The 12,896-nt window shown below is 61.4% G+C and carries 15 protein-coding genes; 7 read left to right on the top strand and 8 right to left on the bottom strand.

The annotated features are described in order from the left end of the window. Window positions 1–3: 3 nt before the first annotated feature. A complete protein-coding gene (locus AADV58_RS13920) occupies window positions 4–426 on the bottom strand; it encodes a DNA polymerase III subunit chi (protein ID WP_028994657.1) in 423 nt (140 codons plus the stop codon). Continuing rightward, entirely contained in the window at window positions 423–1,919 is a 1,497-nt protein-coding gene (locus AADV58_RS13915; RefSeq protein WP_028994658.1) for a leucyl aminopeptidase, read from the bottom strand. The genes AADV58_RS13920 and AADV58_RS13915 overlap by 4 nt, the downstream gene beginning before the upstream one ends. A 73-nt stretch (window positions 1,920–1,992) precedes the next feature. Here AADV58_RS13915 and lptF point away from each other — a divergent pair, with 73 nt between their 5' ends. Then, window positions 1,993–3,087 (top strand): LPS export ABC transporter permease LptF, encoded by a 1,095-nt coding sequence (gene lptF, locus AADV58_RS13910; RefSeq protein ID WP_028994659.1) that lies wholly within the window; start codon window positions 1,993–1,995, stop codon window positions 3,085–3,087. Then, window positions 3,084–4,157: an LPS export ABC transporter permease LptG gene (lptG, locus tag AADV58_RS13905; protein ID WP_028994660.1), complete on the top strand. Its 1,074-nt coding sequence runs from the start codon at window positions 3,084–3,086 to the stop codon at window positions 4,155–4,157. Before lptF ends, lptG begins: the two co-directional genes overlap by 4 nt. Here lptG and AADV58_RS13900 read toward each other — a convergent pair. The 4 genes from AADV58_RS13900 to AADV58_RS13885 are packed head-to-tail and all read right to left on the bottom strand — an operon-like array spanning window position 4,107 to window position 6,077. Beyond that, the gene (locus AADV58_RS13900) at window positions 4,107–4,571 is read right to left on the bottom strand and encodes an RDD family protein (RefSeq protein ID WP_081700131.1); all 465 of its coding nucleotides are present in this window, start codon (window positions 4,569–4,571) and stop codon (window positions 4,107–4,109) included. The genes lptG and AADV58_RS13900 overlap by 51 nt on opposite strands. A 14-nt stretch (window positions 4,572–4,585) precedes the next feature. Beyond that, entirely contained in the window at window positions 4,586–5,092 is a 507-nt protein-coding gene (locus tag AADV58_RS13895; protein WP_081700132.1) for a DUF3106 domain-containing protein, read from the bottom strand. After that, window positions 5,062–5,460, bottom strand: coding sequence for a DUF3619 family protein (locus AADV58_RS13890; protein ID WP_341743459.1), 399 nt, complete (start codon window positions 5,458–5,460; stop codon window positions 5,062–5,064). The genes AADV58_RS13895 and AADV58_RS13890 overlap by 31 nt, the downstream gene beginning before the upstream one ends. Next, complete coding sequence (locus tag AADV58_RS13885) at window positions 5,457–6,077, bottom strand: RNA polymerase sigma factor (protein ID WP_245580514.1); 621 nt, start codon at window positions 6,075–6,077, stop codon at window positions 5,457–5,459. Before AADV58_RS13885 ends, AADV58_RS13890 begins: the two co-directional genes overlap by 4 nt. A 59-nt stretch (window positions 6,078–6,136) precedes the next feature. Here AADV58_RS13885 and ilvB point away from each other — a divergent pair, with 59 nt between their 5' ends. From ilvB to AADV58_RS13860, 5 genes are all read left to right on the top strand, one after another. Then, window positions 6,137–7,837, top strand: coding sequence for a biosynthetic-type acetolactate synthase large subunit (gene ilvB, locus AADV58_RS13880; protein ID WP_028994662.1), 1,701 nt, complete (start codon window positions 6,137–6,139; stop codon window positions 7,835–7,837). 18 nt (window positions 7,838–7,855) lie between these two features. Beyond that, on the top strand, window positions 7,856–8,347 hold the full coding sequence (gene ilvN / locus AADV58_RS13875; RefSeq protein WP_028994663.1) for an acetolactate synthase small subunit: 492 nt from the start codon (window positions 7,856–7,858) through the stop codon (window positions 8,345–8,347). Between the two features lie 25 nt (window positions 8,348–8,372). Beyond that, window positions 8,373–9,389, top strand: a complete 1,017-nt coding sequence (ilvC, locus tag AADV58_RS13870) for a ketol-acid reductoisomerase (RefSeq protein WP_153151542.1) — start codon at window positions 8,373–8,375, stop codon at window positions 9,387–9,389. A 185-nt stretch (window positions 9,390–9,574) separates the two neighbouring features. Beyond that, complete coding sequence (gene pssA / locus AADV58_RS13865) at window positions 9,575–10,327, top strand: CDP-diacylglycerol--serine O-phosphatidyltransferase (protein WP_028994665.1); 753 nt, start codon at window positions 9,575–9,577, stop codon at window positions 10,325–10,327. A gap of 16 nt (window positions 10,328–10,343) precedes the next feature. Beyond that, window positions 10,344–11,888 carry a 2-isopropylmalate synthase gene (locus tag AADV58_RS13860; protein ID WP_028994666.1) on the top strand — a complete coding sequence of 515 codons (1,545 nt, stop codon included), beginning with the start codon at window positions 10,344–10,346 and terminating at the stop codon, window positions 11,886–11,888. Window positions 11,889–11,915: 27 nt separating this feature from the next. Here the strand turns inward: AADV58_RS13860 and AADV58_RS13855 are convergent, their stop codons facing one another. Continuing rightward, the gene (locus tag AADV58_RS13855) at window positions 11,916–12,281 is read right to left on the bottom strand and encodes a DUF2069 domain-containing protein (protein WP_028994667.1); all 366 of its coding nucleotides are present in this window, start codon (window positions 12,279–12,281) and stop codon (window positions 11,916–11,918) included. Continuing rightward, a complete protein-coding gene (wrbA, locus tag AADV58_RS13850) occupies window positions 12,278–12,874 on the bottom strand; it encodes an NAD(P)H:quinone oxidoreductase (RefSeq protein WP_341743458.1) in 597 nt (198 codons plus the stop codon). Before wrbA ends, AADV58_RS13855 begins: the two co-directional genes overlap by 4 nt. Window positions 12,875–12,896: the final 22 nt, after the last annotated feature.

The following is a 12,896-nucleotide window of genomic DNA, read 5'->3' as shown; positions in this document are numbered from 1 at the left end:
CTCCTAGCGGTCGTTCAGGTCAAAGTAACGGACTTCACAGCCCTGTTCCTTGTAAAGACGAACCCGTTCCCGGGCGGCCAGTCGTTCATCCTCGTCCTGGCCGACGACTTCGATCAGGCTCTGGAAGCGCTGGTAGGCGGCCGGGATGTCGCGCGAAAGATTCATCAGTCTTTCGGTTTGCGCGATCTTGTCCAGCTTGACGGCGATCAGGATAGTCGTTTCGTCGGCATGCGGCGCGTCGGCCCGGCAGTGCGGGACGAAACTCAACTGGTCGCGCGTCCATAGCAGGCGGTCGACACTGTCGGCGACCGCTTGGTCCGGCGCATAGACCAGCATCGGCTTGCGTTTGGCCCAGGCGCCGCCGATCAGTGCGCAGGCGGCGGCGATCTTGTCCGATGCCCCGTGGTAGAAGAAGACCTGGGTCAATCGACTTGTCCGGCGCGTTGCATCAGGTACTGGGTCAGCAGCGGAACCGGCCGCCCGGTGGCGCCCTTGTCCTTGCCCGAGGTCCAGGCCGTGCCGGCGATGTCGAGGTGCGCCCAGTCGTATTTCTTGGTGAACCGCGACAGGAAGCAGGCGGCGCTGATCGCACCGCCCCAGCGGCCACCGATGTTGGCCATGTCGGCAAACGGACTTTTCAGCAAATCCTGGTATTCGTCCCACAGCGGCAGGTGCCAGGCGCGGTCGCCGGTTTCCTCGCCGGCTTCGAGCAGGTCGCGGGCCAGGCTGTCCTTGTTGGCGAACAGGCCGGTGGCAACGTTGCCGAGGGCGACGACGCAGGCGCCGGTGAGGGTGGCGACGTCGATGACGATCTCGGGGTTGAAGCGCTCGGCGTAGGTCAGCGCGTCGCAGAGGATCAGGCGGCCTTCAGCGTCGGTGTTGAGGATTTCGATGGTCTGGCCGGACATCGAGGTGACGATGTCGCCCGGGCGGGTGGCCTTGCCGTCGGGCATGTTCTCGGTCGCCGGCACGATTACCGTCAGGTTGATCGGCAGGGCCATCTTCGCCACCGCCTTGATCGCGCCGAGCACGCTGGCGGCGCCGCACATGTCGTACTTCATCTCGTCCATGTCGGCACCAGGCTTCAGCGAAATGCCACCGGTGTCGAAAGTGACGCCCTTGCCGACCAGGATCACGGGTTTTTCGGACTTGGCTGCGCCCTTGTAATGCAGGACGATCAGTTTGGGTGGCTGTTCGGCGCCATGGGCAACCGCCAGCAGCGAATGCATGCCGAGGGCTTCCATGTCGCTGCGTTCGAGGACCTCGCAGTCCAGTCCGAATTCTGCGGCCAGCGCCCGGGCTTGTTCGGCGAGATAGGTCGGGTGGCAGACATTCGGCGGCAGGTTGCCGAGATCGCGCGTCAAGGCGCAGGCTTCGCCGATGGCCAGGCCTTGCTGCAGGGCGTTTTCAGCCAGGCCGAGTTCGTTGCGCCGTTCGACGATCAGGGTCAGCTTGCGCAGCGGTCGACGGGGCTCGTCGGCCTTGCTCTTGAATTGCTCGAAGCGGTAGGTGGCGGTCAGCGCGCTGACCACTGCCTGGCGGATGCGCCAGGCAATGCCGCGTTTGCGGACGGCGACTTCGCTGAGGAACACGCTGGCATCCTGGGCGCCGGTTCCGTCGAGGGCCTTGACCGCCGTGCGGATGGCGGAACAGTAGTCCTTTTCCCGGAAGTCCTTTTCTTTGCCCAGGCCGACCAGCAGGATGCGGTCGCTGAGCGTGCCGGGAACGTTGTGCAGCAGCAGGGTGGAGCCAGACTTGCCGTTCATGTCGCCGCGCCGGACGATTTCACCGATGAAACCGCCGGATGCGTTGTCGAGCAGTTCGGCGGAAAGCGTCAGGCGCCGGTTCTCGAACACGCCGACGACGACGCAAGCGCTGCGCTGTTTCTCCGGGCTACCACTTTTTATGCTAAATTCCACGCGCTGCTCCTAGTACCAAGGAAATATCGGCATCCCGTGGATTATCCACGTATTTTTTCGGTTTCGTCAAAGCATGATATTCGAGCGCACCGCAAGGCGTGAATTCGCTCAGGCAGCAGCTGGCATCAGCATTGTCCTGCTGGCCATTGTCACCTCCATCCAGTTGATCCGGCTCCTCAAGGATGCCGCCGGCGGTCATGTCGCACCCGAAGGGGTGGTGGCATTGCTGGGTTTTGCGCTGGTCAAGTTTTTGCCGATGCTGCTGACCCTGACGCTTTTCGTTTCAGTCCTGCTGCCTTTGACCAGAATGTACCGGGATTCGGAAATGGTTGTCTGGTTTGCCAGCGGCATGCCCTTGACCGACTGGCTCCGTCCGGTCTTGCGTTTTGCCTTGCCGCTGGTGGTGGTGATTGCAGTGCTTTCGCTTTCTTTGTCGCCATGGGCAAACCGAGTTCAGGGGGATTATCTTGCAGAGTTGTCAGCGCGCTCCGAGCTGACGACGATATCGCCAGGAGCCTTTACCGAGGTGCGCAATGGACGGCTGGTCTATTTTGTCGAGCGGCTTGATGGCGAGGTCGACAAGATCGGCAATGTTTTCATGGCCTCCATTCAGGAGGGGAAACTCGGCGTCGTGATGTCGGTGGGGGGGCGGCAGGAAACCCGTGAAAACGGTGATCGCTTTCTGGTTCTGGAAAATGGCCGGCGCTATGAAGTGGAGCCGGGTAGCGCGGCCTTCAAGATCATGGATTTTGAGCGTTATGCGGTGCGCAACTCGGGAGGTGAGGTGCGCAAGACGAGCATGTCGCCAAGCAGGATGTCTCTTGCAGAATTGCTTGAGCAGCCATCCGCCGAGAATCTGGGGGAGTTGATCTGGCGCCTGGCTATGCCGGTGTCGGCCTTGCTGCTGGCTGTAATGGCGCTGCCTCTGGCTTACGTCAATCCTCGCTCGGGGCGTTCCGCCAATCTGTTGATCGCGATTCTGGTTTATGCGATCTACAGTAACCTGATCCTGACCTGTCAGGCTTGGTTCATTGGCGGAAAGCTGCCGTTTCTGGTTGCCGTATTGTTGCCGCATGTCCTGATGTTGTTGCCGATGGTGGCTTTGTATTACGGACGGATGTCAGGTTTCAGGCTCAAGCGGGTGAATGCTGCTGGGGTAATGCGATGATCCATCGTCGTTATTTGATGCGCGAGGCGTTGAAGGCCGTTTTCCTGGTGTTGCTGGCCTTCGTCGTTCTGTTTGCCTTTTTCGATTTCATCGAAGAAGCCCGCAGCGTCGGCCAGGGGCGTTATGGCATCGGGGTTGCGTTGGGGTATGTGTTTTTCTCCATCCCCGGCCTGGCTTATGAGTTCATTCCTGTTGCCTGTCTGATCGGGACTTTGTATGCCCTGGCAACATTTGCCAGGCATTCCGAAATTGTCGTGCTGCGCGCTTCGGGCATGTCGATGGCGCAGTTGCTAGGGGTGTTCTACCGCGTTGCCGCGATCCTGGCCATCCTGACCTTCGTTCTGGGGGAGCTGGTGGTTCCGTTCAGCGGACGGATGGGGCAGGAATTGAAGTCACAGGCGATGAACAAGCCATTTGCCCAGCAAGGATTCCTGAGTGGGGTCTGGATCAAGGACGGGATGGAATTCATCAATTTCCGGCAGGCTGCCAGTGACAGTTTCCTTGAGCGGGTACGTATCTACCGGTTCGATAGCAGCGGAGCCTTGCAGTCGGTTCTCGATGCCCGTACGGCGACATTCGCCGATGACGGAAAGTGGGTGCTGGATGGTCTGGTCAAGACGACGATCAATGATGACGTCGCCCGGGTCGAGCATCAGGAGACAGATGTCTGGCAGTCGTCGATCACACCGCGCTTGTTGTCGTCGCTGATGGTGCTCCCGGAGCGAATGTCCCTGTACGACCTGTTTCGCTATACGCGACATCTGTCGGCAAACCGCCAGAACACCGAACGCTACGAAATCGCCATCTGGAAGAAGCTGTTCTACCCCTTGGCCTCGCTGGTCATGGTGACCCTGGCGCTGCCTTTCGGTTACGTACACGACCGGGTTGGTGGTGTCAGCCTGAAGATCTTCGCGGGGGTGATGCTGGGGATTGCCTTTTACGCCCTCAATGGCCTGTTCTCGAATCTCGGCGTGATCAACGCCTGGCCGCCGATGGCCAGTGCGGCAGCGCCGGCGGCACTATTTTTCCTGGCGGCGGTTTCGCTGATCTGGTGGGTCGAGCGGCGCTGAGGTCGCTTCCCGGTCGATGCGCGTGCCGGCGATCCGGTCATGCAGGAACAGTCCCTCGCGGTCGAACAAAGCCCAGAAAATGCCGATGCCGAACAGCACAATGCTGGGCCAGGCGGCCATGTAGCGAAGGATGGCCTGCAGGGGGCGGAGCGGCATGCCGCTCTGGTCGACCACGCGCAGTTTCCAGGTTTTCATGGGCAGCGTCTGGCCGCCATGCAGCCAGCACCAGATGAAATAGGCGCCAAGCACCAGGAAGACATGCAGCCAGAGCAGTTTTCCGCCCGGGTTGAAGCCGAAGCCGGACAGGATGACCTGCGGGAACAGGAAGGTGGCGAGCAGGATGGCGAAGACGACGAGGCCTTCGTAGAGCATGGCGCCGAGGCGGCGGCCCAGACTGGATGGATCGTGAATCATGCGGTACAGCCGGCTTACTCGACGGAGGCGGCTGTCGCTTCCTCCGTTCCGGTTTCCGGTTCAGGTGGCGGGGCGAGAAGGATAGCCGATTTGTGGTTCTCGCGGACTCCTTGTCGTTTTTCCTCGGGCAGTTGCTTGTAGGCCGACCACTTTTTCTTGATCACTTCCTTCTCGTCCGTGGGCAGTCGATTGATCTCCAGGTAGTTCTCGCGCACCTTGGCTCGCTGCTCGGGCGTCATTTTTGCCCAGTCGTTCATCCGGGCCTGGAAACGCTGTTTTTCGGTTTCCGACATTGATGGATAGCGGGCGGCCGACGCCAGCCACTGCTTGCGCCTGACGTGTTCCATCGCACTCCATTCATCAGCCAGCGGCGCCAGTATCTTGCGCTGACTGGCCGGCAGTGCCTGCCATTCCGGTTGCGGCGCGGTGCCGATGATTGCTGTCGTCGGCGGTGCAGCATGGGCTGGAAACTGGCAGGCCAGCGCCAGGATCAGTCCTCGGATGAGTTGTCTTTGAGCCATTCAAGGAAATCCCTGTCGAGCAGTACGTCCGGAGGCAGGTCGTCGGTCAGCAGTGCGCTGTCGATGGCCTCGATCTCGGCGACGTAGCGTTCGCTGTGCCAATGGAAAGCCAGCCACATGCCGAACAGCAGTGCGAGGATTGCCAGCAGCGAACGTCCGATGGCGGAAACTTCCTGTTTCCCCCCGATGGTCGGGCTGCCGGCCGGATAGCCGGCCAGCTCCGCCACCATCTGGTGTTCGGGCTGTTTTTGCCGGTTCAGTGCCATGTGGCGAGCGGCTTCCAGGCGACGGGAAGCCGCCGGGGAGACGTCCCGCAAGCCATGATTCAGCACCTGCCTGATGCGATATGCCTGTCTTTCTTCATTCATAAACTGATCCCCATTGCCGCCAGCGCTGCCGCCAGCGTGTGCGTTGCACGCGAGCAATGGGTCTTGACGCTTCCTTCGGAACATCCCATTGCATTTGCCGTCTCGGCGACATCCATTTCCTCCCAGTAACGCATGACAAAGGCTTCGCGTTGACGTGGCGGAAGTTTTTTTATTTCGTTTTCGATCACCGCCAGTGTCCTGCTTTGCAGCAGCTCGCTTTCCGGCGTTTTGGCGTTGCCCTGATCCTGGCCGGATTGCAGTGTGTCGAGCGGATCCTGTTCGTCGTCGTCCTGGCTGAAAACCGACAGCGCGGTGGTCCACAGGTTACGCACCTTGCTGCGCCGGAAATGGTCGCGGATGGTGTTCTGCAGGATGCGCTGGAACAGCATCGGAAATTCCTCGGCCGGCCGGTCGCCGTATTTCTCGGCGAGCTTCATCATCGCATCCTGGACGATGTCGAGGGCGGCTTCTTCTTCGCGTACCGCATAGAGCGCCTGCTTGAAGGCGCGGCGTTCCGAGGATTCGAGGAAGGTGGCGAGCTGGTGCGGCGAGGCCAGGATTGTTCTTTCGGCAAAAAGGCACGGATGCTGTTGTTTTTCAGGGGGTACCTTGACCACCGGGGGGCGTGTCGATTATGGTTACGCCCTTTTCAGTCAACAGCTTTTTGGGCTTGCATATGATGATCAGCGGTGCGGAAATTGTAATCAGGTGCCTGCAGGAAGAAAAGGTCGATTGCGTGTTCGGATACCCTGGCGGTTCCGTGCTGCACATCTACGATGCGTTGTTCAAGCAGGACGACGTCAAGCATGTTCTGGTTCGCCATGAGCAGGCTGCCGTACACGCTGCCGACGCTTATTCCCGTTCTTCGCAACGCGTCGGTGTTGCGCTGGTGACTTCCGGTCCCGGCGTGACCAATACCGTGACCGGCATTGCCACCGCCTACATGGATTCGATTCCGATGGTCGTGCTGTGCGGCCAGGTGCCAACCCAGTACATCGGCCAGGATGCCTTCCAGGAATGTGACACGGTCGGCATCACCCGCCCCTGCGTCAAGCACAACTTCCTGGTCAAGGACGTCAAGGATCTGGCGATCACCATCAAGAAGGCCTTCCATATCGCTGCCACCGGCCGTCCCGGCCCGGTCGTTGTCGACATCCCCAAGGATGTCACCGCGCAGATGTGCGAGTTCGACTACCCGAAGACGATCCAGATGCGTTCGTACAACCCGGTGGTCAAGGGTCACCTCGGCCAGATCAAGAAGGCCGTGCAGATGCTGCAGGAAGCCAAGCGGCCGATCATCTACACCGGCGGCGGCGTGATCCTGTCCGACGCCGCCGACAAGCTGACGCAACTGGCGAAGAAACTCGATTTCCCGGTCACCAACACGCTGATGGGGCTGGGCGGCTACCCCGCCACCGACCGTCAGTTCGTCGGCATGCTCGGCATGCACGGCACCTTCGAAGCCAACAACGCGATGCACTACGCCGACGTGATCCTGGCCGTTGGTGCCCGTTTCGACGACCGCGTGATCGGTAACCCGGAACACTTCAGCAGCGAGAAGCGCCGCGTCATCCACATCGATATCGATCCGTCGTCGATCTCCAAGCGCGTCAAGGTCGATGTGCCCATTGTCGGCAATGTTGCCGACGTGCTCGACGAAATGCTCAAGCTGCTCGACGGCGGTTGCAAGACCGATCCGGAAGTCGCTGACTGGTGGAAGCAGATCGACGAATGGCGCGGCCGCAAGTCGCTGGCCTATCGTCAGTCGAATCACATCATGCCGCAGTACGTGGTCGAGAAGCTCTACGAAGTGACCGGCGGCGATGCCTTCATTACGTCCGACGTCGGCCAGCACCAGATGTTCGCCGCGCAGTACTACAAGTTCGACAAGCCGCGGCGCTGGATCAATTCCGGCGGTCTGGGCACCATGGGCGTCGGCCTGCCTTACGGCATGGGCGTGCTGATGGCCAATCCGGATGCGCAGGTCGCCTGCGTCACCGGCGAGGGCTCGATCCAGATGTGTATCCAGGAAATGTCGACCTGCAAGCAGTACGGCCTGCCGGTCAAGATCATCAACCTGAACAACGGCATGCTCGGCATGGTCCGCCAGTGGCAGGAGATGTTCTACTCCAAGCGTTACTCGCAGTCCTACGTCACCTCGCTGCCCGACTTCGTCAAGCTGGCCGAGGCCTACGGCCACGTCGGCATGCGCATCGAGAAGCCGGAAGACGTCGAGCCGGCACTGCGCAAGGCCTTCACCGAGCACAAGGATGACCTGGTCTTCATGGACTTCATCATCGATCCGGGTGCCAACGTCTTCCCGATGGTCGCCGCCGGCAAGGGCCTGACCGAAATGATCCTGGCCGAAGAACTGTAAGCGGGTAAGGAAAACAACATGCGACACATCATTTCCATCCTGATCGAAAACGAAGCGGGCGCCCTGTCCCGCGTCGCCGGCCTGTTCTCGGCCCGCGGCTACAATATCGAATCGCTGACCGTGGCACCGACGGAAGATCCCTCGTTGTCGCGGATGACCATCCTGACCTCGGGCTCGGACGACGTGCTCGAACAGATCACCAAACAGCTCAACAAGCTGGTTGACGTGGTCAAGGTGGTCGACCTCTCCGAAGCTGCCCATGTCGAGCGCGAACTGATGCTGATCAAGGTTCGCGCCACCGGCAAGGATCGCGAGGAGATGAAGCGCATGGCCGACATCTTCCGCGGCCGCATCATCGATGTCACGGAATCGACCTATGTCATCGAACTCACCGGAGCCAGCACCAAGCTTGACTCCTTCATCGCCGGGCTCGATGCCGGCCTGATTCTCGAAACCGTCCGTACCGGTGTCTGTGGCATCGGTCGTGGCGATCGTATTCTCAAAGTCTGATTACTGTTTTTCTCAAGAGGGATTCATGAAAGTTTATTACGACAAGGACGCCGACCTCTCCCTGATCAAGGGCAAGAACGTCACCATCGTTGGCTACGGCTCGCAAGGCCACGCCCACGCCCAGAACCTGCGCGACTCCGGCGTCAACGTCACGGTCGGCCTGCGCAAGAGCGGTGCTTCCTGGGCCAAGGCCGAAGGCGCCGGTCTGAAGGTTGCCGAAGTCAAGGACGCCGTCGCTGCTGCCGACCTGGTCATGATCCTGCTGCCGGACGAGAACATTCCGGAAGTCTACAAGAACGACGTCGAGCCGAACATCAAGCAGGGCGCTACCCTGGCTTTCGCCCACGGCTTCAACGTGCATTACAACCAGGTCGTGCCGCGCGCCGACCTCGACGTGATCATGGTCGCGCCGAAGGGCCCGGGCCATACCGTGCGTTCCGAATACCTCAAGGGCGGCGGCGTGCCGTCGCTGATCGCCATCTACCAGGACAAGTCCGGCAAGGCCAAGGACATCGCCCTGTCCTACGCAGCTGCCAACGGCGGCACCAAGGGTGGTGTGATCGAGACCAACTTCCGCGAAGAAACCGAAACCGACCTGTTCGGTGAGCAGGCTGTTCTGTGTGGCGGCGCCGTCGAACTCGTCAAGATGGGCTTCGAAACCCTGACCGAAGCCGGCTACGCCCCGGAAATGGCCTACTTCGAGTGCCTGCACGAGCTGAAGCTGATCGTCGACCTGATGTACGAAGGCGGCATCGCCAACATGAACTACTCGATCTCGAACAACGCCGAGTACGGCGAGTACGTGACCGGTCCGGAAGTCATCAACGAGCAGTCGCGCGAAGCCATGCGCAATGCCCTGAAGCGCATCCAGACCGGCGAGTACGCCAAGATGTTCATCCTCGAAGGTCGTACCAACTACCCGAGCATGACGGCTCGTCGTCGCCTGAACGCCGTGCATCCGATCGAAACGGTCGGCGGCCAGCTGCGCGACATGATGCCGTGGATCAAGAAGAACAAGCTGGTCGATCAATCCAAGAACTAAAGTTCTGGCGCTGGCTCGGTAGCGCGGCGTTGCTTCCGCTTGCCGTACTGACGTACTGTCTGCGCGGGCGCGCCTAGCGCTACCTTCGCTTTGGGCGGTGTAGGTAACCTGCACCGCCCAAGTTGTTTCTGGGCTGACACCTTCCGGGTGTATTCTTCAGCCGTTCCAGCTTTCCCTTGCTGCCCATGACCGAACTCAAACCCCGCAAAGCCCTGTTCAATCCGGAAGTCAAACGTCGCGGCATCTACTTGTTGCCGAACATGTTCACGACGGCGGCGCTGTTTGCCGGCTTCTTTGCCATCGTCCAGGCCATGCAGGGCGATTTCGAGAAGGCGGCGATGGCCATCTTCATCGCCATGGTCCTCGACGGTCTCGACGGCCGCGTGGCACGGCTGACCAATACGCAGTCGGCTTTCGGTGCGGAATACGATTCGCTGTCCGACATGGTCAGCTTCGGCGCGGCGCCGGCGCTGGTCATCTACATGTGGGCGCTCAACGACCTGGGCCGTATCGGCTGGATCGCCGCCTTTATCTACTGCGCCGGTGCGGCATTGCGGCTGGCGCGCTTCAACACCACGCTGGAAGTCATGGACAAGCGTTTCTTCCAGGGCTTGCCGTCGCCGGCAGCGGCGGCGCTGGTCGCCGGGCTGGTGTGGGTCAGCATCGTCGCCGAGGTTTCCGGCCACGACATCCGCTGGCTGGCCTGCGGTGTCACCGTGCTGGCCGGCGTGACCATGGTGTCCAACATCCGCTATTACAGCTTCAAGGACATCAACCTGAAGAAGAGCGTGCCCTTCTTTGCCATTGCCGCGATCGCGCTGGTCTTCGCGCTGATCGCCTACAGCCCGGAAATCGCACTGTTCGGTTTCTTCGTGGTCTATTGCCTGTCCGGTTATGTCCTGGCCCTGATCGGCCTGCTCAAGCGCAAGCCGGCCTGAGTTTGACGGAGTCATCATGAAACAACATCTGGTTATTTTCGATACCACCTTGCGCGACGGCGAGCAGAGCCCCGGCGCGTCGATGACGCGCGAGGAGAAGATCCGCGTTGCCCGCCAACTGGAAAAGATGCGCGTCGACGTCATCGAGGCCGGCTTTGCCGCCGCCTCGCCCGGCGATTTCGAATCGATCCAGGCGATCGCCCAGGCGATCAAGGATTCGACGGTCTGCTCGCTGGCGCGCGCCAGCGAGAACGACATCGCCCGCTCCGGCGAGGCGATTCGCCCGGCCAAGTCGGGCCGCATCCACACCTTCATCGCGACCAGTCCGATCCACATGGAGAAGAAGCTGCGCATGAGCCCCGATCAGGTGGTCGAGCAGGCGGTCAAGGCGATTGGCTGGGCGCGGCAATATACCGACGACGTCGAGTTCTCGGCGGAGGACGCCGGGCGTTCGGAAATCGACTTCCTGTGCCGCATCTTCGAGGCAGTGATCAAGGCTGGCGCGAAGACGATCAACGTGCCCGATACGGTCGGCTACAACATTCCCTCGCAGTACGCCGAAACCATGCGCCAGTTGATCGAGCGCGTGCCGAATTCCGACAAGGTGGTGTGGTCGGTGCACTGTCACAACGACCTCGGCCTGGCCGTGTCCAACTCGCTGGCCGCCGTGCTGGCCGGCGCCCGCCAGGTCGAATGCACGATCAATGGTCTCGGTGAGCGCGCCGGCAACGCTGCGCTGGAAGAAATCGTCATGGCCGTGCGCACCCGCGCCGACGTCTTCCCGGTCGAGACGCGGATCGACACGACGCAGATCGTCGCCGCTTCCAAGCTTGTCTCGCAGATCACCGGCTACCCGGTGCAGCCGAACAAGGCCGTCGTCGGTGCCAACGCCTTCGCGCACGAATCTGGCATCCACCAGGACGGCGTGCTCAAGCACCGCGAGACCTACGAGATCATGCGTGCCCAGGATGTCGGCTGGACGCAGAACAAGCTGGTGCTCGGCAAGCACTCCGGGCGCAATGCCTTCAAGTCCCGCTTACAGGAACTCGGCATCGAGCTGGACAGCGACGAGACCCTGAACGCCGCTTTCGCCCGCTTCAAGGAACTGGCCGACCGCAAGCACGAAATTTTCGACGAGGACCTGCATGCGCTGGTTTCCGACGAAGTCGTGACGCCGGAGCAGGAACACTACAAGCTGGTTTATTCGCGGGTCACCTCGGAAACCGGCGAGATGCCGCAGGCGACCGTCATCCTCAATGTCGGCGGCGTCGAGCACAAGGCCGAAGCCGGTGGTGGCGGCCCGGTCGATGCCACGTTCAAGGCCATCGAAAGCATCGCTGGTAGCGGTGCCGAGTTGCTGCTTTACTCGGTCAATGCGATCACCACCGGTACCGACGCCCAGGGCGAAGTGACCACGCGCCTCGCCAAGGGCGGTCGCATCGTCAACGGCAACGGCGCCGATACCGACATCGTCATCGCGTCGGCGCGCTCCTACCTGAATGCGCTGAACAAGCTCGAATCGACGCTCGACAAGGTGCGCGCCCAGGGCGACGACATCTGAGTCAGCGCGCCCTGGCAAAAAACCGCGTCACGACGACGCGGTTTTTTTTATCTCGGTATTTCGTGTCGCCCGGATGAACATCACCGCTGAGTAGAAGATGAGCACGGCGAGCACGGTTTCGCCGACAGCCAGCCATTGTGACAGGCCGTGCTCGCTGGTCGCCCGGGTCAGGCCTTCGAGCAGGTAGAGTTGGATCAGCAGCGACAGCCACTTGTAGGTGTAGCGCTTGCCGCGCAGGATGCCGAACAGCGGCGCCAGCAGGACGATGGCCTTGAGCGTCAGCCACGAACCGCCTGGGCGCAAGGGCGCCAGCCAGCCTTCCCAGGCCAGGCAGAGGAAGATCAGGGCGATCAGCGCGGCGCTGGTCAGGTTCTGGTAAAGGCGGGCGTTCATGATTTCCCCAGTTGGACGACCAGTCGGGCCAGGCGTTGCCCTTGGGCGAAAGCCAGCTGGCTTTCCGCTTCGGTCAGTGTCGGATCACCGTTGCCACCGGCGACATGGCTGGCCCCGTAGGGCGTGCCGCCGCTGCGCGTGGTCGATAATTCGGCTTCGGTATAGGGTAGCCCCATCAGCAGCATGCCGTGGTGCAGCAGCGGCAGCATCATGCTCAGCAGCGTGGCTTCGTTGCCGCCGTGCTGGCTGGCGCTGGAGGTGAACACGCAGGCCGGTTTGCCGGCCAGGCTGCCGTTCTGCCAGGTGGCGATGGTGCCGTCCCAGAAATACTTAATCGGCGCTGCCATGTTGCCGAAACGGACCGGGCTGCCCAGGGCCAGGCCGGCGCATTCCTCAAGGTCGCTGATTTCGACGTAAGGCGCGCCTGCGTCGGGAATGCCCGGGGCGCTGGCTTCGCAGACGGTGGAAACTCGGGGAACGGTACGCAGGCGAGCCTGGGCGCCGGGAACGGAATCGATGCCGCGGGCCAGCCGTTCGGCCAGGGCGCGGACCGAGCCGCGATGGCTGTAGTAAAGGACGAGTATGTCTTGCATGGGCCCGGATTATACGTCCAGG

This window comes from Azonexus hydrophilus (genome assembly GCF_038368255.1).
Taxonomy (GTDB): domain Bacteria; phylum Pseudomonadota; class Gammaproteobacteria; order Burkholderiales; family Rhodocyclaceae; genus Azonexus; species Azonexus hydrophilus.
Note: the sequence above shows the minus strand (reverse complement) of the source record. Positions and strands in the feature narration are given on the sequence as shown.